Origin of the sequence: Streptomyces spororaveus (assembly GCF_016755875.1) — a bacterium.
GTDB lineage: Bacteria > Actinomycetota > Actinomycetes > Streptomycetales > Streptomycetaceae > Streptomyces > Streptomyces spororaveus.
Genome location: NZ_BNED01000003.1, coordinates 1 through 22,928, shown reverse-complemented (window position 1 = coordinate 22,928; position 22,928 = coordinate 1). Strand labels below are relative to the sequence as shown.

Below are 22,928 nucleotides of genomic sequence, written 5' to 3'. Positions count from 1 at the left end.
AGCGGCAGCCACATGACGGCGCCGGCTTCATTCGCGTGGGCAGAGAAGATCCAGCAGGTCTCAGGCACGGCTGAGAGCTCTGCCATCAAATCATTTTCCGTCACGACACCTGCCTTAAGAACTGGATGCACCAGGAACGTCATCCTGCTCACCAATGCATGCTCGGAGTGTGGCTCACGGTTATACCGTGTTGGCCCATGAAGTCCTGGAATGCCTTCCTTGCCGAATCGTCCCAGTTCATTCCGTAGTGTCCGGACCATTGATTGGTCTGAAGTTCTCCATCGGGACCTCGACGGAGCCGACCTCCCACCATCGTTGACTTGTCCGCGCCAATAGCACTCCCAAGGAAATCGTGCCCACCAACGCCTTGGTCTGCACCGGTCGCAAAGCGTCCCGTGGTCGGATCGAAGACGAAGTCCCTCTCACCCTTCGGGTTGAAGTTCTTCACCGCGCCGACAGATTTCACCCGGTCGCTGACCTCAAGCACTCCCCTAGCCGGACCACTTCCATCAATAACGTTGCAGTTGTGAACGAGGACCGGGGTGGCGCCTGCGAGCACATAGTACGTGTGAAGGTCGGCGACGGTGAGGTTGAAGGTCTGATTGAACGCTTCGTAGGCGTGGGTCGCGGCGATCGCTACGGAAGGCCCGCCGTCTGTACGTAGGGTTTCGCCAGGCTTGAGGTCCTCGGCATTCTTCCAGGCCTGGTCGGATTCCGACCAGAACGGGTGGTGACCTGTCGTGGTGATGGACTTGACTCCATCGGGCGTCTGTACGGTCAGGTCGACATAGGTCTTGTCGTCCTCCGTGTAGATGGTCGCGGTGATGGCCTTCTTCGAGGTCTCGCCGGTCTCGGGGTCGGTTGCGAGGACTTCATCACCTCCCACCAGGTCTTCGATGGGCCTGCTGGTTCCGTCGGCGAGCAGCACATGCGTTCCAGCGACAAAGCTGTTACCGCACGGCTTCCCCGCCGCCCCGTTCACCTTCTTAGTTGCCCCTGCGCGCGAAAGCATCCCCCCGGCAAACATTTCACCCATCACCTGGGCGTTGGGCTTTTCATATATGTCCGAGGAGATCAGTTCACCAGTCGCCAGGGACTCCAACCAGTCGTTACATTTTATGAATTCACAGTAGTTACGGTTGAAGTAGTCGATCTCCTCTTGGGGTGCGCCGAACATCCACATCTTGAAAGAGATCTGCTTCGTAATAGAACCGCCATTCGGGTCATACTTGTTCATCATTCGGTCAAATTCTTTACCCGAAGTGCTTTTGGAATTGCGTATGTAGCCTTTCTTCCCGGAAAGCAGCTTATAGCGAGTTCGCTCAAACGTGTTCCGCGTATTCTGTCGAATATCGTTCCGTCGGTCCTGTCTCGCCTGTGCAACCTCCACAACATTCTGGGATGCAGCCTGGAACCCCGGGTCGCTGTTGTCTCCCTCGAAGTACTTGAGGCCGTCCGGGTCCAGGTTGGTGATGGGGTTGCCGTTGGCGTACGTGTACCCGTTCATCTGGAGCGGGTCGGTGATGTCGATGACCGGGTCGACCGTGATGAAGCGGCCGGTGCTGGCCTCGTATTCGCGGGCGCCGATGTGGGTCAGGCCCGTGGTGTTGTCGTTCTTGCCGGTGCCGAGGAAAGTGCGGTCGCCGGGCCAACTGGAGGGCTGGCCACCCCGCGGGTTGCCGTACGGGTCGGATTTGCGCCGGGTGACCGGCTGGCCGGCCTTTTGGTCGACGCTGATGGTCGCCGTGTTGTGGTGGTCGGTGAGCAGGTGCGACAGGGTGTGGCCGGTGGTCTTGCCGTTGGTGCGGCGGACCGTGGTCGGGGCGCTGGGGCTGTTGTAGTAGCGGACGGCGTCGATGGCCTTGCCGGCCTTGTCGACGGTGATCTCGGTTTCACCGAGGTAGAGGGTGCGGGCGCTTCCGGTTTCCTGGACGACCCGGTTGCCGGACGCGTCGTAGAGGTAGCTGGTGAGGTTGCCGAAGCTCCACTGCTGCGCCGCCGTGACGGCCGGGCCGGCACACGTGAAGGTGTGCAGGTCGTTGCCCTCGGCGTCATTGTCGCTGGGGACGGTGAGGCACTGGTTGGTGCCGGTGATAAGGGCCTTGTCCGTCTCCCGGTAGGTGAACTTCTGACTCGCCTCGCCCGGCTTGCAGGCCTTCAGGACGGCCTTGCCGTTTTCGGAGGTGAGGCATTTGCCGAGAGCGCGGACGGTGTCGCCGGTGATGCGCCACTGCTGGGGCTTGCTCTCGTTGCAGGAGAGCAGCTGGACGGGGGTGCCGTCAGTGGTGTTGCCGTCCTGGACGTCGAGGCACTTGCCGGAAAGGCCCGTGACCGCGACGGAGCCGATGCCGGGGCTGGTGGCCGAGAGGAGCTTGCTGCGGTGGTCCCAGTTCAGGGTTTGGGTGTCACCGTCGATGGTGCGGGTCTTGGCGCTGCCCGCCGCGCTGTAGGTGTAGGTGGACAGGGAGTCGACCGAGGAACCAGGCGTCCTGGTGGTCTTGTTGACCTTGGTCAGGGCGTGGGGCTGCTTCTTCGGGTTCGGCAGGGCGCCGCCCCTGATCTCCACGCCGTACGTGTACGTCGTCTCGTCGTCGAGGGCGCTGTTGGTGGGGTCGCGATCGGTCAGCCTGGTGCGGTTGCCTATGGCGTCGAACTGGTAGTCCTGCCAGTAGGCGTCACCCGGCGTACCCGATCCCACTTCCGTGCGCGCCGGGCCCGCGGGACCGGTGGGGCAGCCTTCCGTCTTGCCCGTCCAAGCTCGGACGAGCTGTCCCATGGCGTCGTAGGTGTAGCACTGACGGTCGACGAGGGTCGGGGACTGCGGGGTGATGCCGGGGTAGGTGTCGGTGATGGAGGTCGGGTTGCCGACCGAGTCGTAGGTGTAGCTGAGGGAGGAGAGGAGATTCGAGCCGGACGCGGAGTCACGTGTCTCCTTGTGGCTGGTCGCCGAGGCGACCCGTCCGGTGTGGGGGTCGTAGGTGTTCGTGGTCCACACGCGGTTCGGTGCGTTGCCGGAGGCGGTACGCAGGATCTCGCCGTAGGGGCTGTAGACCGTTTCCGCGGTGTACCAGGACAGCCCGGACACGGTCTGCACCATGCCGTCGGCGTTGTAGCGGGTGATCAGCTTCTCGGAGGCGAGACCACCGATCGTGGCCGGGAGGGTCGTCGACTGGACCTTGCCCGTGGGGGTGTACGTGGTGCTGTAGGCGTAACTGCCGGCCAGACCCTTCGTGGCGGGCAGGTCCGGGATGGTGATCCTCGATCCGGTCGGCCGGTACTCGCTGTCGTAGCCGGTGACCTCGGTCTTGTACGAGCCGGCGCCCCATTTGCGGGTGGAGGCGACGGGCTGGCCCTTGCCGCCCGGGAGGGTGTCGTAGGTCCAGGTGGCGATGGGGTCGGTGGTTTCGGAGTCGTCGCGCAGTGCGGTCTTGCGGCCGAGTACGTCGTACGACGTGTACTGGGTGACGTTGTCGACGTTGGTTGTCGAGACCTGCTGGTCGAGGTTGTTGTAGGTGAACGTCGACCTGCCCGTGTCGGGGTCCTGCGACGAGGTCATCCGTCCGCGGGCGTCGTGGGTGTAGGTCCAGTTGTTGCCGGCCGTGTCGGTGACCTTGGCGAGTTTGCCGCGAACGTCGTAGGCGTAGCCGGTCCTGGTCGACGTGCTGAGGTCGGTGGCGGTGTAGTGCTCGATCTCGGAGGTGCGGCCGAGGGCGTCGGTCCATGTCTTGACGGCGCGGCTGCCGGGCAGCGGCGCCGACCCGGTGGGCGACATCCCGCTCCGGGTCAGGGTCCAGTCGCCGCCGTACTGAGTGATGGTGGACCGGCGGGCTTCGCCCTTCTCCAGGCTGGTGACGCGCACGGCGCGACCGAGGCCGTCGTAGGCGGTCTGGGCAGAGCTGGGTACCTCGGTGACCGACTTGGGGACGTACAGCTCCGTGCTCACCTTGCCTTCGGCGAGGTAGCCGCTGTTGGTCTGGCTGACGGTTCCGTTCGCACTGTGCAGGGTGTCCGTGATCAGCCGTGCGCCGCCCGGGCCCTCGCTCTGGCTCTGGCGCGGTCGCAGCAACCCGTCGTAGATCGCGACGGAAGTGCTGTAGGTGCCGTTGTCCTTGAGGGTGCGGGAGATGACGGCCGGCGTCTTGAGTTCCGCGATCTGGTATTCGAAGGTGTAGGCCGCCGGGTCGGTGGGCTTCTGCGAAGGCGTCCGGACCTCCGTGCTCCGGCCCAGCTCGTCGTACACCGTGGTGACTTTGCGGCCGTTCGCGTCGGTCGATTCCAGGACGCTGCCGCGGGCCGGGTCCACCTTGGTGGTCACGGTGTGCCCGAGGGCGTTGGTCGCCGTGATGGAGAACGGCGGTCCGGTCGGAGGGCTGAAGGTGATCCCCGACGGGTTGCCTGCGGCGTCGTACGTCTTGACGGCGCGGCCGAGGGCGTCGTACTCGGTGCGGCCGGACGTCGTCCAGCCGGTGCCGGCCGCGTCAGTGCTGTCGACCTGGTACGGGAGACCCTTGGTGGGCGCGGTGCCGAAGGCATTGATCGCGTCGTAGGAGATGCGGGTGGCACTGAGGCGAGTGCCGGCCTCGACGCCACCGCCGGAGCAGTCACCCGTCGTCTCAACCTTCTCGGACTGCAGACCGATCAGGTTGCTTGCGCCGTTGTGGACGTACTTGAGCCTGGTGCAGGACTGCTTGACGGTGGTCCACCCGGTGCCCTTGTTCTCCAGGACATCCGTTTGCGTCGTCTTGAGGAGACCGTATGCCTCCTTCCCCTCGTAGGTGCTGAGGGTGCGCTCCATACGGGACTTGCCACCACTGACGGACTCGATGTCATCGGTCCGGGCGATTCCCGTCTGGTACGCAACCAGATCGCTGGTATCGAGCCTCTTGCGCCTGGCTGTCTCCATGCTCCGCGGCCAGGTCAGCTTGCGACTCTCGACGCTGCCGCCGGCCTTGCCGTAGGTGATGGTCTCGGCGACCTGACCCTGGTACTGGGGCAGGTCCTCGCCGAGCTCTTCCGTGCCGGTGGAATCCTTGACGGTGACCTTGGCGGTATCGGTGGACAGACCTCGGAAGTACCGTTTGCGGGTCTGGCTCTGCTCGGTCGCGTTGGCCTTGCCCGTGTTCTCGGTCGCACCTGTCGTGGTGAGGACGCCGGCGTAGCCGCGCCACTGACTGTAGGTACGCCGATCGGGCTTGGTGAACTCGTCGTCGTCCTTGGCCCAGGCGGCGTCCTCGTACGTGTAGCTGGTCCTGACGTCGGGGCGCTGTGCCACCCGGTCCTTCTCGACCACGCTGTCCACGACGTACTTGTTGAACAGTTCGATCGGGGGGATCTTGTCCGGGTCCAGTCCTGTGTCCGCGGACCAGTGCACGGGGAAGCAGCGCGTGGTGTTCTTCGCCAGATCGGGGACGCTCGTCCCCTTCGCGCACGGGGCCGAGTACTTGACCTCGATCTCGCCACCGGTCTCGGTGAGGATGGTCTCCACGCGGAGCCTGTCGAAGTCCGGTGCGGCGTCAGGCTTCCCGTTTTTGTCGGCCTTCAGGACACGGTTGGGCATGTCCACTGCGTTGGCCTTGAAGGAGACCGGGGGAAGCGAGATGCCGAGGGTGCTGTTCTTGGCGCCGTAGGCCGTCCGCGTGATGGACTCCAGCCACAGCGGGGGGCTCGTATCGGTGCGGTGTTTGGGTAACGACTGCTTGAGGGCCCACTGGTCGACCTTGGTGAGCGCCGTGGAGCCCTCGGTCCGCTGTCCGTAGGTGGTGACCCGGTCCAGGCGCATGCGCGACCAGAACGTGGGGGAGAAGGTTTCGCAGACTGCCGCGTCCATCTTGCAGTTCAGGGAGGCGGGGGTGTCGTACCATCCGATGCCGTTCTTGGAGCCGAACAGGGACTCGGCGCAGGAGGTGTTCTTCTCCTCGAAGCACCGCTGCTCCACCCCGAACTCGACTCGGCCTGCGGGGGCGCCGGCGAGGTTGTCGGCGCGGAGTCCGTAGAGGATGCGGGTCGGGTATCCGCCGCGGATGTATCCGACCTTGGCGCGGTCCTTCTCGTTGACCTTCTCGTTCCTGGCGTAGCGGTTTTCTTCCTTCGCCCAGTCGATGACCATGGCGTTTCCGTGGATGTCCTCGACGTAGTCGAGGTTCCAGCGCCAGGCCTGGGTGCAGGAGGAATTCGCGTAGGCCGCCTGATAGCAGGGCTCGCCAGGGTGGTTGCCGAAGACCGGGACGGTGAAGACGGAGTCGGTGACGGTCTTGGGTGACGTGCCGTCCCCGTGGGTGCCGACGTTGTGGCGCCCGTAGTGGTAGCGCATGCCGTCACGCGTGGTGACGACCCAGTACTCGCCGTCCTTCGCGCCGTTGCTGCTGCCGGTCTTGAGCTCGACCTTGGAGCCGTCGTCGGTGACGGGGACCCAGGCACCGCTCGTTGCGTCGTGGACGAGTTCGGTCGTCGACCCGTTGAGGGACAGGACGACGTTGTCGCCGGCCCAGCACAGGTCGCCCTTCTTCTTGTCCGTGGCGTTGTCGTTGTTCGGCCTGCCGCTTGACGAAGCCTTCAGGTCGTCGGAGCAGGAGCGGTATCGGCGTTCGACGAACCCCGGGTTGTAGTCCCAGCCGTCACCGAGCCAGGACGCCTGACCATTCGTCACGGACGTCCTGCCGTCCACGACCTGCGAGGAGTACGAGAACGCGATGGACGGGGTGGGGCCCGCCGGCGCCGGGGGCACCGTCAGCGGGTAGGTCCAGGAGAAACCGCCCCCACTGCCGCCCGCGGTCCATTTGCCCGACGGGGAGAGGGAGGTGGCCTTGTACGAACCGCCCGCGCCCGCCGCCCCGTCGGAGGCGACGACTGCCATGGCGCCTGCGGCGGCGCCGATGCTCATGGTCTGCATGCCCTGAACGGGGGTCGCAGCCGGGGCGAGGGTCGCGATGACCTTTTTGCCGCCGGCGTCGTTCGAGCTCGGAACGTCTACGGAGACAGAACATTCGGGCAGTTCAGGATGGTCGAGGAAGCACGCGGGATACTGCCGCAGCTTCAGGCGCGAGGCCCACTCGGTGCCGTACAGGTCCTGGAACTTCGAGTAGTCCAGAGCGATGTCGACCGGGTTCACGGCGTCGACCGGCGGCGTGATCTTGATGATGGCGCCGTCCACGCCGGCGGCTTCGGTCTTCGCGCGGCTTTCGACGGCCGCAGACCACGTACCCGTCGGGGCGGTACCCGTCCCCGGGACCTTGCCGATGCTGACCGGGAGCGAGCCGACCTGGACGAAGTCGGCGGCAGGCGTAGGAGCCAGCGGGATACTGGCCGAGGCTTCCGCGGGCGGAGCCACTGCGGTCGGGGTGTAGTCCTCGAGCGGCTTCGGAGGATCACCCGCCCATCGACCGAGCGCGTCCATGGCGGCCTGGTCGGGCCTGACCTTGAGGTCCTTCTGGAGGCCGGGCAGCTCAACACCGCTGCGGTCGCCCGGTGGTGCCGCCCAGGCCTGGGCGGGTAGAAGAGTTGCGACCAGCACCACGGAGAGTGTGATGCCGGCGCGCCCGGCAAGGCGCGCGCGTCGTGCGCGCGCCTTTCTGATTCCGGGCAGGCGGAAATTGTTCGCCGAAAACGGCGACATTTGAACCCCCCACGCTCTGCCGCCACGGCAATGGCACATGGCAGGCAGGAAACTGACAATGAGCCACCGATTCTGTGGCCAGCGGATCAGGAAATCTACAGTTCCGCTATTCGGTGTGGGCTTTGTCACTGCGCCGGGTGTATACCCCGGGTTAATCGACGCAAATCGACCGCTAACGGCACGCCTGGTAGGCGGCGCGAGGGGTGAAGATGTCGGAGAGATGGTTCATGCTCGGCTCGCACGCCCTACGCCTGAAATGCATTGGCAGAGTGAGCTATTCAGCTGTTTCAGGCCAATGGCGTAAATCATTTAGTGAGTGCCGAGGGCTGCCATGCCGGGTGCCCGAGGGGGGAGAAGTACGTCTTGTCTATCAGTGATTCCGCGGGCCAAAGTCCGCCAAAAGGGGCTGGATCAGCAGAAGCCCCCGCACCCGCACGCCGGTGGTACAGGCGCCGGAGCGCCCTGGGGGGTCTGGCCGTGATGCTGGCCACCGCTGTCGCGGTGCCCGTCGGTGTGCACGTGATCGACGACGGGAAAGCGCACAGCCGACCCGACAAGGACGCTCGGGTCGACGAACCGCAAGCGCGGCGACTGGCCCAGAAGAGCGGCGAAGAGGTCGAGGTCACTGCCGCGCGCAGCGCCAACACCACGACATGGGCACAGCCTGACGGATCGTTCCGCAAGCAGATCCACAGTGCGGCCTTCCGTGCCAACGTGGACGGGCAGTGGAAGCCCATCGACACCGCTCTGGAGCGGGTGGAGGGCGGCTACGCGGCCAAGGCCGTCAACGGCCGCATCTTCTTCAGCGGGGGGTCGAAAGAGCAGGCAGGCGGCGACGGGCGCGCTGCGCGTGGCGTGAACCGGGTGGCTCTGCGGCAGGATGCACCGGGCGAAGCGTGGACCGAGCTGGTCCGCCTGAACACCGATGGCCACGACATGACCGTCAGCTGGCCCGGTGTCCTGCCCGCGCCCGTCATCGACGGCCCGCGCGCACTGTACGAGAACGTCCGCCCCGGGATCGACCTGGTGATGACCGCGCAGGACGGCGGCTACTCGCACCTGCTGGTCGTCAAGGACAAGCAGGCTGCGGCCGACCCACTCCTGGGACAACTGAAGTACCGTCTGGCCAGCCCCGACATGACGTTCCACCTGGATGACGAGTCGGACTCGCTGAGCGCCCGTGACGCCAAGGGCGAGGAGGTCGCGGGCTCGCCGACCCCGATGATGTGGGACTCCAGCGGCAAGGTCGCCACCACCGATAACCAGCCGGCGTGGAAGCCGACCGCCGTCGCCAAGCAGCACCCGACGCTGGCCCTGGCCGGCCTGGCCGGTGCGGAAGGCGCTCGCCTGAAGCCCGTAGCGGCGGCGCTTGCCGACAACGCCCTGTCCCTCACCCCGGACAATGCGCTGCTCAACGCTCCGGAAACGATATATCCCGTCTTCATCGACCCCTCGTTCAAGGGGCACAAGCACGCCTGGACCCTGCTTTACAAGACAGCAGAGAACTCGAGCTTCTACAACGGGCAGAACTACAACGCGAGCGGCACGAACGAAGCCCGCGTCGGATACGAGTCCTCGAGCGGCGGTACCTCCCGTTCCATTTTCAACTTCGACTTCGGCAGTCAGCTCCACGGCTCCGATATCATTTCGGCCAGCGTCCGGGCGTTGCAGACCTATTCGTGGTCCTGTGACAGCAAACAGATGCTCATCTTCTCGACCCCGTACATCACGTCGTCGAGTACCTGGAGGAACACCGACAATGCAGCCCACTGGGGCAGAGTGGTCGCCTCGGAGTACGCGGGATACGGCTACAACAGCTCGTGTCCCGACAACTGGATCGCACCCGACATCAAGGGCCTCGTCGCCGAAGCCGCCACCAGCGGCTGGGGGGCGCTGTCCCTGGGGTTCGCCGCCCCGAACGAGTCGGACGCGTACTTCTGGAAGAAGTTCATCGCCAACGGCGAGACCGCTCCGTACATCGAGGTCATCTACAACTCGCGCCCGGACACCCCGATCGCGGCGAACATGCAGACCTTCCCCGGTGGCCCGTGCCTGACCAGCTGGCCCGGGACCGGCATCGGCAAGACCAACCTCACCTTCCAGGTGAAGGGCACCGACCGCGACGGCAACCTCGACACAGTCCAGATCGAGGTGTGGAACGCCGCCGGTGGACCGCCGGTCTTCGACCAGCGGCTTGCACCCAACAGCGACGGCGTCGTCACCGCTGAGGTGCCCTGGGACGCCTTCACCGACGGCCAGACCTACTACTGGCTCTCCCGCGCCACGGACAAGGACGGCTCCTGGTCAGGCAGCGGGCCACACGAATCCGGCAGCGGGGCCTGGTGCACCTTCACCGTCAGCCACACCGTCCCGCCCAACCCTGCCGTCTCCTCCACTGCCTTCCCGCCGCAAGGCGACGACTTCAACGAGTGGAGCACGGAGTCTGTCGGCACGACGGGCCAAAGCTTCACCATCAAAGGCAACGGCGCCAAGGCGGAAGACATCCGCGAGTACCAGTGGAGCCTGAACCGGCCCCTCTTCGACCAGAAGGCCGTGCCGAACCCTGGTGGTGACGAGGTCTCCGTCCCGCTCCAGGTGGACACCTCCGGTCCGAACGTCCTCTACGTCCGCACCGTCGGCAAGTCCGGCAACATCTCCGCCCAAAGCACCTACGGCTTCCTCGTCAGGCCGAGGCCCGGCCAGGACACGCCCGGCGACGTCACCGGAGACGGCCACCCTGACCTCCTGGCCATCGACAACGACGGCAACCTGCGCACCTACGCGGGAGACAGCGTCGGTGACACCGACGCCTACATCCCCGGCGCGGTCGAGAACGGCAAACCCGTGGCCCCCGGCTACTGGAAGGATCCGGCCACCGGCCAGTCCGCGCTCATCGGTCACGCCACCGACTGGTACCCCGGAGACGGCATCACGGACCTCATCGCACGGATGCCCGACGGCAAGCTCTACATCTACCCAGGCACCGGCACCGGCCAGTTCGACGTCGGCCGCCGCATGCAGATGCAACTGCCCCTCAGCGCCCCCGATCCGTCCGTCTTCCGGCAGCTCGTCGTCACCGAGGACATCGACGGCGACGGCCTGGGCGACCTGTTCGCCCTGGACACCGACGGCTTCTGGGCGTTCTCCGGCTACACCGGATCCAGTTTCGCCTCCTACAAGAAGATGGCCACCGGCTGGGCGGGCCGCGACATCGTAGGCGTCCGCGACGTCTCCGGGGACAAGGTCCCGGACCTGATCTTCAGGGACAACACCAACGCCAACCGCGGGCTGGCCCTACGCAAGGGCAAGCCGGGCGTCAACGGCGGCGTCGACCTCACGTCCCTGGAGTCCAAGGCGAACGCCGAAGGCGGCGAGGACTACACCTACGCCACCACCGGCTGGGGCAGGGTCGCCTACCCCAAGGTCCTCGGCACCCCCGACGCCAACGGTGACGGCATCCCCGATATCTGGGCCGTCGGAACCAACGAGAACCAGTGGCTCTTCCAAGGCGGAACCAGCACCGTCGGCGCCCCCATCGGCCGTGACGAGGACGGCTGGAACACCTTCCTGACCATCGGATAGTCGGGACGAACAGCCCGCAACCGCGAGCGCTCTGCCAGGAGATCACTCCTGGCAGAGCGCAGCCGACTTCGGCGTTCTCGACAGCGTCGCACCACATCGACCACATGGTCTGGGCCGATCACGCCCCGTCCGCGGCAGCGGTGCCCGCATCGGCTCGGCTGCCGCGACCTACAAGTGCGCGAGCAGCACGAAGGACATCGACGACAGCAGCTATGACGGGCCGTGGCCGGACAACTGGAAGATCACGGTGAAGACGTGTGCGGCGCGGTCCGGGGGCACCGTGTACGCGTACGCCGAAGTGCGCTGGGACGGGCCCGGTTTCTACCCCGTGGACGACACGACGATCTTCGACGGGGCCAAGCTGCGCGTGCAGATCAAACAGTCCCGCGAGGGAACCGACCTCGTGGTGGTCGAGAGGGACTTCCCCGGCCTCGAGGCGCGGCTGGAGGACAGCACGTCGAGCGGGTCGCGCTCCGGCACCTACCGGACCGCGACCATCAGCCACCGGGCCGGCCAGTCCGCCCTCGGCGACTCGGCGCTTCTCCTGGACTGGCAGGGTGACGGACACGGCTACCGACGCCACGACTACACGGGCTCACCGACCGTCTGACCTGATCAGTCGCCGGAGGCGGGCGCGTCGTTCCGGCCGTGCGCGAGGATCGGCAGGAGCGTCTCGGCGGCGTCGCACGCGGTGCAGGCGACGGTGCCGGGCCGTGCGAGCACGTCGAGTGCCTGCGTGGTGCCCAGCGGGTGCGCCCGGCCCGTTGCGCTCGGGCAGCCTTGGGTGTGGACGGTGGCGGGCCGGCCGTGGGTGCGGCCGTCGAGCAGCCACGCCCACCGGCCCGGCACCGAGGTACGGGTCCGCGGGTGGGCGGGGATGCCGCCCAGGTCGACCCCGGGCAGCGGGCACAGCTGTGCGGCGGTGACCCACGTGCTGTACTCGGCCGGCTCGACGCCGCCACCCACGGCGGCCTGCCACAGGGTCACGCTGATGCGGTACATACACAGTCCGGTGTCGAGTTGCTCGCGTTCGTAGAGTCGTACCCGCTCGATGGCCTGTCCGTCGGGGAGGGTTCGGTCACGGTCAGGGGTGGGCGTACTGCTCCTGCCGGGCCGCTCGGCAGGTTGTGCAGAGAGGGTTCTCTGGGAGAGACGGTGTGGCGCGAGGCAGACGAAGGTGGGTTTGTGCAGCTCAGCGCGCGGACCGCCAAACCTAGTCGCTGCAACAGGTGTGGTGCCATCGCCGGTTCGAGTGACTCGAAGAACGGTGGGGCGGGTGCGGGGCGGGCACGACGGCGTGGGGTGCCGCGACCGGCCCCCGTCCCGGCCGCGGCTCCGCCGCTTCGAGGAGCCGTCGGTGGCTGCCGCAGCGGCGATGGTGAGGGAGGCCAGCACCCGCGAACGGATCGGCCGCCACCACGGCCGTGGCGCGGCGTCGTGCTGCTGGAGCGGCGCAGCAGCCTGGTGGTCTGAACCGATCCGGGAATTCCGGTTCCCGGCCGGCGGGCTCCGGGTGCAGGATTCCGCCATGGCCGTGGCCACGGCCATGGCTCGGAAAACCGTTGGCTGTCGGTGTTCCCTGCTGGAACGATTCTGGGATGACCGACCACCGTGACGCCGTCCTCCGCCTGTGGGGTCGCCAGCTCTACGAGCGTCAGGGCGAGCCACTCGCCTGGGCGGAGGCGGTCCTGGAGGCCACCGGTCGCCCGCCGCCCGCCGTCACCGCGGCGATGTCCGGCCGACTCGACGCCTTCGCTGATTCCCCATCGGACCCCGCATGGCTGCTGTTCCGCACGGTCGCCAAGCTGGCCGCGAACCTGCGGGGCGACGGCCACTACGACGCGGACCTCGGCACCCGAATCGGCCCACTGGCCCTGCAGCTGGGCGAGCTCGAACCACCACTCGCCGGCCCGCTCGGCGACGCACTCGGCCACCCGCCGGACGGGCCGACATCCCTCGTCACCGTCCACGCAGCCGATTTGAGCAGGAACCGCACGATCCGGCTGCGCGCGATCGACGCCCTGCTGGAGTGGGCCGAACTCGGCCATCCGCAGGCACGGGCGGCCCTGTCCGAGGTCGCCTCCGACCACCGGACGCAGGATGTCACCGTCTGGACCAAGGCACTCAACCGGATCACCCTGTTCGGTGACGCGAGCGTCGAACCGGGCCTACTGCGCGCGCTCGCCGACACCGGGCACCGCGGGGTGCGGTGGTCGGCCCTCGCCTGTGCCGAACTCGGCTTCCACCGGGCCGTTCCGCTGATCACCGCCCTGCTGGAGCATCCCGATCCGATGGTCCGCGAGGGTGCCTGCGAGGCGCTCGGCCTCCTTGAGGAACACGCCGCCGTGCCCGGACTGACAGCCCGGCTGAACGACGAGACCAACTGGATACGCAGCAGAGCCGCCCTGGCGCTCAGCCAAATCGGCGGCGACCGAGCACTCGCTGCGCTCTGGCAGGCCATGATGGAACGCCGGAACCCGAAGGCCAGCCATCTCGCCTCAGCGATCGCCGCCTTCGGCCCGCCGGTGGTGGACGACCTGATCGCCCTCACCACCGATCCCGACCCGGACCTCCGAGCACTGGCCTGCCGCGCTCTCGGCTCCACCGCCGACGACCGGGCCCTGCCAGCACTGGAACGCCTCGCCGCCCACGACCTCGCCAGAACCACCCTCGGCGGCCTCGTGGCAACCGCCGCCAAGCAGGGACTGCGGACCGCGCACCGCATTCGCGCGCGCACCGCATCGACCTGAGCTCGACGCTCGTCTCGACTGACGTTCACCGTGTGGAGATGCGTCAGCTCTTCTGATTGAGGGCGCGGGCCAGGTCGCGGTTGGCTGCTCGGGCGGCTTCAAGTTCGGCGTGACGCTCCTCAAGCGCGCGCGTCAGCTCAACGTTGCTCTGTTCAAGCCTGGTGATCCGACTGTTCAGCTCGGCGACGTCGGCGGGTGGCCCGAGGCCGGAGGCCCGCCAGATCTCTTCGCCGAGCGCCTTCGACAGGCGTTCTTCGAGCTGCTGGACGCGGGCGGCCAAGCGGGCGCTGCGAGCACCTGCGTTGGCGAGATCGGCTTGAAGCGATGCCGAAGTGGCGGTTGGCCCAGTCCCGGACGGCGTGGCCGGTTCGTGCGCCGCAGTGTGGAGCGCGTCGAGGAGGTCGCGATGGCGGTACAGGAAGGTGCGGTCGACACGGGCGGTGCGGGCGATGGCTGAGGCGGTCAGTGGGCTTCCCTCGCGCTGCGCGGTGGTGATCGCGCTCGTCACGCGGGTACGGCGGCGTTCGGTGTCGGCCTGGCGGCCGTCGTTCATGGGTGTGGTCACGACGGGTGGGTCCTTGGGGGTCGGACGTCGGGCAGGGGCTGGCCGACGCGGGGCATGCCGAGGTGGACGGTGCGCGAGCGGCGCACGAGGGTGACGGCCTGTTCGATCTGCGCGCGGTCCACGGCGGTGAGCTGGTCGAGGTCGGAGCTGACGCGGTCGATGAGCTGGCGGACCCGGCTGATCTCCTCCTGCGAGGGCATGGCCCGGGGTACGTGTCCATTCGTCGGCTTCGAAAGCGGACATCAGGCGTTCCCGGCTTCGCAGCAGGTCGGCGAGGTGGGCTTGGAGGTCGGGGAGGTAGGAGACGTCGGTGGAGAAGTGCTCGCACCCCAGGCAGCGGAACCGCAGCGGGCACGCGTGGCCGCCGGCGGCGACGTTGGAGGGTTCGCGGCAGACCCCGTACGGGGTGGCGACCTCCCCGATGGCGCGGCGGACGTGCTCGGAGTCGAGCAGGCTCTGGGCCGCGCGCCAGACTCGGTTGCCGTGCCGGTCGAACTGGAGGGCCGTGACCCGGTCGACGGCTTCCCGACGGCGTTCCGCGCCGACCCGGTAGTAGCCCTGGGTGGTGGAGATGAGCCGGTGGTCCATCAGCTCCTTGAGGACGTCGGGGTGCACTCCGGCGTCGGCGTGCCGCTGGGCGTAGCAGTGCCGGTAGGGGAAGACGCGGGTCTTGTCGAACGGCACCAGGTGGGTCACGGGGGGCCGACCTCGGTGGTGATGACCGGGAGGAGTGTCCTTACGAAGCGATCTCTGTTCGCTCATCCCAATGAGTGGCCGTGTCGTCGCGGGGCACTGGGAGGCCAATCAGTCAAAGCCACAACCACGGCATGAGCGCTCCAAAGCCACACCCAGGCCCCTGGGTCTCCCGATCGTACGAAGGACCGGAATCAACCCGCCAACACGGTAAGGAGCACTACATGTGTCGGATGAGCACTGGTTTTGCCGGTCTGTGCATTTGAAGTGGTCACCCCTCTCGTATCCGCTGTCCGGGGCTGTCGTAAGCTCCGCGCGGTTGATCGACTACGCATGCAGACAGTCGAACCTGCGACCGGGAAGGGCACGAGGCCTCTACGGGACCGGGAGGCGAGTGGGAACCGGGATGAGGTCGTAAGGGGTATGGGGAATATACGGGCACGGGGCGCAGCGGCAGCGGCCGCTCTGGTCCTGTCGGGGGCCGTGGGTTGTGGTCCGGCCGCGACTGCCGGAAGCAGCGGGGGGACGGCGCCCTCCGAGGTGAGCACCGTGGTTCACGACGGCGCCACCACCGAGGAGGACCGCCGTACGGTCGATGCCCACTGGGCTGGTGGTGGCATGGCCGAGGTGGCCCGCGCGGACGCCAAGGACAATCTGGTCCAGCCGGCCTGGACCGGCGGTGGCTCGATAGCACGTACGGTCGGCAGGCTGTACGCATCGTCGGGTGTGGGCGGCGGCTCCGGTGCCTGCACGGCGACCGTCGTCGGGGTCCGTACCGTGATCACCGCCGGGCACTGTGTCAGGACATCGACCAAGGGATCGCCTGCACGAGCCGCCGCCTGGGACCGGAATCTCTACTTCGTGCCGGGGTATCAGGGCGGGTCGGGGCCTCATGGCGGCTTCACGGTGCGCCGGGTGCGGATGGCCGAGGACTGGGAGACGGACGGACGGGACGTCGCCATGCTGGAGATGAACCCCGGCGCCGACGGGCGGAACATCTCGGATGTGGTCGGGGCCCAGCCGATCTCGTTCAACGCGGCACCGGGCGCGGCCGGGCATTTCTTCGGCTACCCGTACACGGACCGGGTCCTGCACTGCTCGGGCGTCACTGCCTGGGTAGCTGGCACAGCCCTGGTGCGCATTCCCTGCCACATGGGGGTGGGGTCGAGCGGCGGTCCGTACCTCTCGGGCGACCCGGCGGTCGGCAGCGTCGTCGCGGTGAACATCAGCGGCGACGCAAGCGTCAGCTACGGAACGGCACTCGGCGCCTTCGCACAGGGCCTCTACCAACAGTCCGAGCACGGCTGACGAACTCGTGCGCAATCTTCGCAGGTCAGGGCTGCGGGGATTGAGCACAAGAGTTGGCGAATCCCGCCAACCATCGCGCACGGTCACATCCCGGCGAATTTGATCACGCGCGGGTGGTCGTCTCCGGCTGGTCTGTCGGACCCTGGAAGGGGGACGCGCACGCCGTGAGGGAGGCCGTGGTGATGCTCAGGCCGCCGGTGGAGCCGATGCTGGCGCAGGCCGCGGAGGCCGTGCCGGGCCCGGCAGCTGTGCGGGCCGGGGGGCGTACGAGCAGAAGCTGGACGGTCACCGGGCGCTGCTGTTCACCGCGTCCGGGCCGGGCGGCACGGTGGTGGTGCAGACCCGCCGCGGGCCGAAGAATCGGCCAAGGCCGGCTGAGCTCCGCAGACCAATCTCAAGGTCCGCCGCCCTCACAGGCGGCGGGCTGCCGGCTCAGCGGGCGGAGCTGCCCCATTGTCCCTCGAGGCCACCGCTCTGCTCCAGGTCAGCCACGAACTGATCGTGCACTCTCAGCTCGGGCCCCCTGCCCGGACTTGTCAGAACGATTGTCTTCGCCTCGCCAAGCGCCGTGGGACCTGCCCCAAGCAGCTTGCGCGTGATCACCACCGCATCGAGCACCTCGACACGACGCTCACTCAGCAGCCGCTGCACTGCGGCCATCCCGCCGTCACCCTCCAACAGCGGCCGGCACTCGTTGACGAGCACCTCCAGCCTGGCCGTCCTCTCCGGATGCAGCCCACTGATCGCCATCACGCCGTCCCTTCCCCTCGCGAGCCCAGACTCCCCCTCGATCATCCCCGACGCAGCGACTTGCGATCACCCGCATGAGCAGGACGAGCCGCGAAGACCAGAGTGACGTCATTTGCCGTGAACATCGGCGGGCACGCGGACAGCAGACTGCCTCCCAGACTGCTGGACAAACGCTGCCCCTTGAAGGGTTCTGGCACACATTCCGTGAGGGCGATCAGCGGCGTTCTGCCACGGTGATGTCGCGTCATCTGGGACCGCGGTGCGGTGTGATGACCTCATAGAGCCTTCGTCAGCTTGAAGTCGCAGGTCAAAGGGCTGGTGTGACCAGTTCTCGGGGTGCTCACCCTGGTCGTGGGCGGCAGTCTGAGGCGTAGATCGTTTGTCAGCGGTTGACTTCGAGGTTCGTCAGGACGAGCAGAGCGCGCAGGAGGTGGGTGGCGCGGGTGGGGTCGTTGCGAAGTTTGGTGAGAGTCCGCCAGTTCTTGGGGTGAGCGAAACCATGTTCGACCGGGGCGACCAATGAGCCCGGGATGCCCTCTCATTGGGTAACAGTCCGTACTCAGGGGGAGTAATGAATCATCGCTCAGGCCGTGTACTCGGTATGACTGCCGCCGCGTTAATCGGCCTGGTCGGTTGCGGCAGTGGCAAGCCTTTCGACGGCTCTGCGCCCGAGTCCCGCTCGTCTGCCGTACCTGAGTACGTTGCCGCTTACCGTGCCGGATACACCGCGGGCAAGGCTGTCTACGACTCCTCGGGCAAGGGGGCGGCCGTGCGCGAGACGGTATGGGGCGGCTGTACGCGCCGGGCCCTGCAGGCCGGCAGCGCCGCCGAGGTGGATCGTGGCTCCTGGGTGCAGGGCTGCCTCAACGGCGTCGCCAACGCGCCTGAGCAGTTGCCCACCGGCCCCGTGACCAAGCGGACCACGGATGCGGAAATGCTGGAGCGGTTCCACATCTGGGCTCGCGCCAAGGGTGGAGCGCAGCAATTCGACCACGCCCGCATGCTGGCCATAGTCCAACTGACCGCACACGACTATGACGTTGAGTTGAGCACGGACTACTCAGCAGGGTCCGGAAGGCCTGGATCTGAATCGCTTGCCCAGAGTTTCGTCGAGTGGTGGGACGGCGATCACGGCCGGGACGGTACCGCCAGGAACGTTCTGGTCCTTGGGGCGGATGGAAAGAGGCTGACTGCACAGCGCATCTGAGGAGCGGCGACGGCCCCGTAGTGCCGGCTCTTCGGAAGTGCCGAAGAGCCGGTTCCTGCGGCCCGTGCCCGCTGACCCGCCCCGTCCCCACCCGAGGGAGTCGTTGCTGATGACGTCCGGATACCCGCCGCTGCCCGAGCCGTTCGCCGAAGCCCTCGGGGAGGCCGCGCACACCGCGGCGATGGCCTACCGCCTGGTGCTGGCCATCTCCGACGCGGTCCGCCGCGCTGCCCAGAAACGCCTGACCGGCCGGGAGGAGGAACTCGGCGAGGACGCCGGGAAGATGGCGCCGGGCTGGTCGGCCGACCGGCTGCGCGGCCGCCTCGGCGACGACGTCCTGGACGTGCTGATGCAGGACACGGACTGGCCGCGGATGGCCCGCCGGCTGGTGGGCCTGCAGCAGGCCGGTGTCGACCTCGGGGTGTTCCTGCCGCAGATGGGCCGGATGACCGCCGGGGTCCACCAGGCCGTCACGGCGAACGCCGCGCGCATCAAGGCCGAAGGCACCGACTGCTGGGCCGACCTCCTCAAGACGACGATGCCCGAGGGTCTGGTTCGCGACGCGATCCTCTCCTCCCCGGCCTGGCCCGACATCGCCGCCGCGATGGGTCGCCTCGACGCCGCGGGGATCGATGTCGCCCGGATCCTCACCGACGCCCACCGCGCCGGGGCCGGCGTCGACCAGGCCGTCGCCGCGGTCACCGCGGCCGCCGCCGACACCCCCACCCCCACGACGGCTCCGGCCTCGGCTCCGGCCGCCCCTACCGCGGCCCCGGCGGCGGCCGCTTCGGCTCCCGCGCCCGCAGCCGGCGCCCGCGTACCGGCGGATGACCCGTGGGCACCGCCCACCCGACCGATCCCCGCTCCCGCAGCGCCCGCTCCTGCTTCCGGAGTGTCCGTTCCTGCTCGCGGGGCCGCGGTCGGCGCCGCGAGGGACGTGCTGGCCGAACGCATGGGCGCGGCCGGTGACCCGTGGGCTGCGCCCGCCCGACCGATTTCCGCTCCGGCACCTGCGCGCTCCTGCGGGCGCGCCCGCGCCCGTGCCTGCGAGTGCGGATGCGAAGCGGGTATGGGGCCCGTTGACCGAGGGCCTGGCCGTGCCCCGGGACCTCGACCTCGGCAACCGGTCCCGCGCTCTGAAACAGCTCAAGGTGCAGTCGGCCGCGCACTCCCAGATGGTCGCGATGATCAAGCAGGTCCTGCCGGAGCGCGAAGCCGGCCTCCTGATCGGCTCACGCCCCTGGCCGCTGCTCGCCGCCCGCATGCAGCAGCTCGGCGAACACCACGGCACCGACACCGTCGCCCAGCACCTGAACCGTCTCACCACCGGTACCTCCTGGCAGGAGGCCACCGGCAGCGCCCTGGTCGGCCGCCTCGTCGACGCCACCTCATGTCCCTGACCACCCCACCCGGCGCACCGGCCCCCGCCCGGCCCCGGGCCTCCGCGGCCGCCGCCCGCTCCCGCTCCACCACCACCCCGGCCGCCGCGGCCCCCGGCCGGCCGGCCCCGGCGGAGGCCGCGGTCCCCGCCCACCGGCACCAGGCCGGGCGGAGGTCCTGCCCGGGGTCACCGTCCTCGGGATGGAGGTCGGGAAGTGGCTGGTCCGGCAGCGGAGACGAACATGTCGGTTCCGGTTGGTCGTTGAGGTCAGGCGGCATTCCGGTGATCGGGGTTCGCGTTCTGTGTTGCTGACTGCCTCTCCCGGTACCGTCGGGCATTGTCGGCGATGAGTCGCGCCAGGCCACGCTGCAGAGCGGGCCGGATGAGCTCAATGGCCGCGCCGAGGGTCAGGCAGCCGCCGGCAAGCATTCCCCAGAAGGCCAGGTCTCCGAGGCCCTCCGTTTCAGGATCCCCGTAGTACCGAGTCCCCCCGAGGAACCCGCAGACAACGATTGCGGCGCCTAGGAGCAGGAGCCACCACCACAAACCTCGGCGACTTCGCTCCTTGCGCTGCCTGTCTACCATCCCGATCAGCCCCTCGTTCGATGATCCACTCATAGATCCCCGGGACACTACCTGGCCGCCCCTGTCCCGCAGACCGGCCGTATCACCAACCCTTCACCCCGGCTCGGGCAAGACCAGCGACTCCGCCCTCGCTTCCGGCCTGCTCCAAGCCCTGGGCAAACCGGCCCGCCTCCCGGAGATCACGCTCGCCGCCCTGCGCCGGGCGCGCGCCGACGAACCGGACTTCCCGCCCCCGATGCAGCGAGTCAGCACGCACCTCTACCGCGTCGGCGACCTCAAGAAGTGGGCGCGCAACCTGCCCCGCGCCGCCCCCGGCACCACCAGCCTCGACTGATCCACCAGGCAGAGCGGCAGGGCGGCAGTCCGACCGCTTCGTCGACCGTAGGAACTTGGCGGTATGCGGTATGCGGTAGCTGGCTGCGGCTGCGGAGAGACCGGGCGATTAGGGCAGACCGAAAATCCGCGTCGCTTGTCGGACCTGGTTGCCAGACTGGTCGGATGAACGAGGGATCATCAGCCCAGTGGCTGGCGCGGGCGCAGCAGATCGATGACCGGATCGAGGAACTCCGTCCCGAGGCCGATCGTCACGTGGTCGGTCAGCACGTGATTTCCCAAGTGCTTCTCAAGCGCTTCGCCACTCCGTTCGGCAGTAACGGGCTTAAGCTTTTGCCCTTCAACCTTGACCACCCCAATCGTGTGCACAAGAAGGCGAGCCCGCGCGAGTGCGGCAAGGTCAAGCACTTCGCACGCTTCGCTTCTGCCTCTCTGGAACAGGTATGGGGCAGGCTTGAGACACGAATACCCGACGCCGCAGCCGCAGTGGATCGGGGCGACGTCTTCCAACACGAACAGTATGTGCAGACCCTCAAGGACCTCATCGCCCTGCACCTGGTCCGTTCGCTGAACTACCGCGATGTCCACGAGCGCATCTTCACCAAGATCTACACCGAGCAGCGCACTGCCCTGCTGACCGACCAATCCGACCTGCTGCGTCTCGCGGTACTGCAGCGCAGCGGACTCCACCTCGCTGGACCGCAGGGCTTGGTCGCAGCGGCGGACGAGATCCTGCGCCCACACTTGGCGAACTTCGAGAACGGCGCGGACTTCCGGGCGCGGATCGAGGACACCTTCGCCAAGGCGAAGGAGATGATCAGCGGCGCCGGGCTGGAGATTCTGGTGCCCGCCGTCGGCGAGTTTCTCCTTGGCGACATCCCGGCTCTGGCGATCCGGCAGAGTGGAAGCAGAACCGTCTTCAACGTTGCGATCGGCGACTCCACCGCCATCGTGTTGCCCTTCGGCCCCAAACATCTCCTGGTCGGCAGAGCGCCCCGCAACGGTATGGGCATCGCTACGGAAGAGGCGGTCGGCTTCCTCAACCGGCTTCAGATCGAAGCAGCGCAGCAGCGCGTCTACATCCGACCCAACAGCGGCCAAGAGGCCTTCGTTCGCAGCTACCTCAAACAGGGCGGCCGGAGTGCCAGGAGATAAAGGCTGACCCCGGGCTGGTCACACCACGGGCCCCGGGGTCGACGATGCCGTGTCCGATGGCGGTTGCTGCTCCGCTGAGGAGATGGACGCCAGCCTCGTCCCGAAGGCGCGCAAGGCCAGCAGCGGCCGCCGGTACACCGGCGCCGCGTACGAGCAGCCTGTGCATCTGCGTCAGCCCCCGCCGGGGCCAAGGCCAAGGACTGAGCTGACCCCCGCGGGTGCTGGGGACCTTGACCCCCGCTCCGTCGGTGTCCGCCGACGCGAGCGGGTATCGCTGTGGCTTGCCGCCGTTCGGGTGGACGCGGCCCTCACCTCCCTGACCACCCTGCCCGCCGCACCGGCAGTTTCCCGGCCTCGGGTCCTTCCGACAGCGGCCGGGTCCCGCTCACCCACCACTCCCGCGGCCCGCGGCTCCCGGTCAGCTGGCTCCGGCCGTGGGTGGCTGCGGTCCCGTCCACCGGGAGCAGGACCGCATCGACCTCTACGCCGAGCTCGCCGGCCCCGTACGCGGCTATCCGACCCAGCCGTAGCCGCGCCAGTCCTTGGCGGATACGGGCGCGCGACGGACCTGAACTCACCCTGGACGATGCCGTCACTGCCTACGCGCGACTGGGTGCCCGGGCAGGGCGAGTACTGACATGTCTCGGACGGTAAGCGGTCGAGAAAACCTTGTTGCCGGAACGGCCCTCTGCCCAGGTCGGAGCCGATCCAGGACGACCAGCCCCGGAACGGTCCCGGGCCGAACCAGCCGCACCGCAACCGGTGGTCGGGCGGATGAGTCCTCGGCGGCATGAGCACCCAGCCCCCGGCCGCAGGTTCCAGCCCAAGTGCCACGACAACGGCGCCCAGCGTCCCGGGAGAGCGCGAAGTCGCTGCTCGTGGGTCTATTGGTGAGGCGATCACTGGTGATGGGAACCAGCAGATGTGATCCGGCCCCACCGCCAGGCCGTTACCGGGCGCGGCTGCTACCGCCCTCGGCGACCTCCAGGACCGTTGCCGCCGCCACG

At 67.9% G+C, this 22,928-nt stretch carries 15 protein-coding genes and 1 pseudogene; 9 read left to right on the top strand and 7 right to left on the bottom strand.

Annotated features, from left to right (window positions below; all coding sequences use genetic code 11):
• Positions 1-148: 148 nt before the first annotated feature.
• Complete coding sequence (locus Sspor_RS01200) at positions 149-7,510, bottom strand: polymorphic toxin type 43 domain-containing protein (RefSeq protein ID WP_202197304.1); 7,362 nt, start codon at positions 7,508-7,510, stop codon at positions 149-151.
• Between the two features lie 582 nt (positions 7,511-8,092).
• Here Sspor_RS01200 and Sspor_RS01195 point away from each other — a divergent pair.
• Positions 8,093-11,194, top strand: a complete 3,102-nt coding sequence (locus Sspor_RS01195) for a DNRLRE domain-containing protein (protein WP_202197303.1) — start codon at positions 8,093-8,095, stop codon at positions 11,192-11,194.
• A 247-nt stretch (positions 11,195-11,441) separates the two neighbouring features.
• Positions 11,442-11,804, top strand: a complete 363-nt coding sequence (locus tag Sspor_RS01190; RefSeq protein WP_202197302.1) for a hypothetical protein — start codon at positions 11,442-11,444, stop codon at positions 11,802-11,804.
• Positions 11,805-11,809: 5 nt separating this feature from the next.
• Here Sspor_RS01190 and Sspor_RS01185 read toward each other — a convergent pair whose 3' ends face one another.
• Positions 11,810-12,196, bottom strand: a complete 387-nt coding sequence (locus tag Sspor_RS01185; RefSeq protein WP_202197301.1) for a DUF6233 domain-containing protein — start codon at positions 12,194-12,196, stop codon at positions 11,810-11,812.
• Positions 12,197-12,792: 596 nt separating this feature from the next.
• On the opposite strand from Sspor_RS01185, the gene Sspor_RS01180 reads away from it, so the two are divergent.
• Positions 12,793-13,944 carry a HEAT repeat domain-containing protein gene (locus Sspor_RS01180; RefSeq protein ID WP_202197300.1) on the top strand — a complete coding sequence of 384 codons (1,152 nt, stop codon included), beginning with the start codon at positions 12,793-12,795 and terminating at the stop codon, positions 13,942-13,944.
• Between the two features lie 43 nt (positions 13,945-13,987).
• Here Sspor_RS01180 and Sspor_RS01175 read toward each other — a convergent pair whose 3' ends face one another.
• Positions 13,988-14,509, bottom strand: a complete 522-nt coding sequence (locus Sspor_RS01175) for a hypothetical protein (protein WP_237403583.1) — start codon at positions 14,507-14,509, stop codon at positions 13,988-13,990.
• Positions 14,506-14,709, bottom strand: a complete 204-nt coding sequence (locus Sspor_RS01170) for a hypothetical protein (RefSeq protein WP_202197299.1) — start codon at positions 14,707-14,709, stop codon at positions 14,506-14,508. Before Sspor_RS01170 ends, Sspor_RS01175 begins: the two co-directional genes overlap by 4 nt.
• On the opposite strand from Sspor_RS01170, the gene Sspor_RS01165 reads away from it, so the two are divergent.
• Both Sspor_RS01165 and Sspor_RS01160 read left to right on the top strand, forming a co-directional pair.
• Positions 14,708-15,340: a hypothetical protein gene (locus Sspor_RS01165; RefSeq protein ID WP_202197298.1), complete on the top strand. Its 633-nt coding sequence runs from the start codon at positions 14,708-14,710 to the stop codon at positions 15,338-15,340. The two genes, Sspor_RS01170 and Sspor_RS01165, sit on opposite strands and share 2 nt — an antisense overlap.
• Before the next feature lie 411 nt (positions 15,341-15,751).
• Positions 15,752-16,510 (top strand): trypsin-like serine peptidase, encoded by a 759-nt coding sequence (locus Sspor_RS01160; protein ID WP_237403582.1) that lies wholly within the window; start codon positions 15,752-15,754, stop codon positions 16,508-16,510.
• Between the two features lie 103 nt (positions 16,511-16,613).
• On the opposite strand, the gene Sspor_RS01155 is transcribed toward Sspor_RS01160, so the two are convergent.
• From Sspor_RS01155 to Sspor_RS41425, 3 genes and pseudogenes are all read right to left on the bottom strand, one after another.
• Positions 16,614-16,799: a hypothetical protein gene (locus Sspor_RS01155; protein ID WP_202197296.1), complete on the bottom strand. Its 186-nt coding sequence runs from the start codon at positions 16,797-16,799 to the stop codon at positions 16,614-16,616.
• A gap of 143 nt (positions 16,800-16,942) precedes the next feature.
• Entirely contained in the window at positions 16,943-17,263 is a 321-nt protein-coding gene (locus Sspor_RS01150; RefSeq protein ID WP_237403581.1) for a hypothetical protein, read from the bottom strand.
• Positions 17,264-17,642: 379 nt separating this feature from the next.
• Positions 17,643-17,774 (bottom strand): annotated as a pseudogene (locus Sspor_RS41425) (IS5/IS1182 family transposase); the annotation flags it as partial.
• An 87-nt stretch (positions 17,775-17,861) separates the two neighbouring features.
• Between Sspor_RS41425 and Sspor_RS01145 the strand changes: the two are divergent.
• The 4 genes from Sspor_RS01145 to Sspor_RS01130 all read left to right on the top strand — a co-directional run bounded on the left by Sspor_RS01145 (position 17,862) and on the right by Sspor_RS01130 (position 21,921).
• Positions 17,862-18,467 carry a hypothetical protein gene (locus Sspor_RS01145; RefSeq protein WP_202197295.1) on the top strand — a complete coding sequence of 202 codons (606 nt, stop codon included), beginning with the start codon at positions 17,862-17,864 and terminating at the stop codon, positions 18,465-18,467.
• Between the two features lie 1,079 nt (positions 18,468-19,546).
• A complete protein-coding gene (locus tag Sspor_RS01140) occupies positions 19,547-19,867 on the top strand; it encodes a hypothetical protein (protein ID WP_202197294.1) in 321 nt (106 codons plus the stop codon).
• Positions 19,868-20,413: 546 nt separating this feature from the next.
• Positions 20,414-20,767, top strand: coding sequence for a hypothetical protein (locus Sspor_RS01135; protein ID WP_202197293.1), 354 nt, complete (start codon positions 20,414-20,416; stop codon positions 20,765-20,767).
• A gap of 164 nt (positions 20,768-20,931) precedes the next feature.
• The gene (locus Sspor_RS01130) at positions 20,932-21,921 is read left to right on the top strand and encodes a DUF4238 domain-containing protein (RefSeq protein WP_202197292.1); all 990 of its coding nucleotides are present in this window, start codon (positions 20,932-20,934) and stop codon (positions 21,919-21,921) included.
• Positions 21,922-22,928: the final 1,007 nt, after the last annotated feature.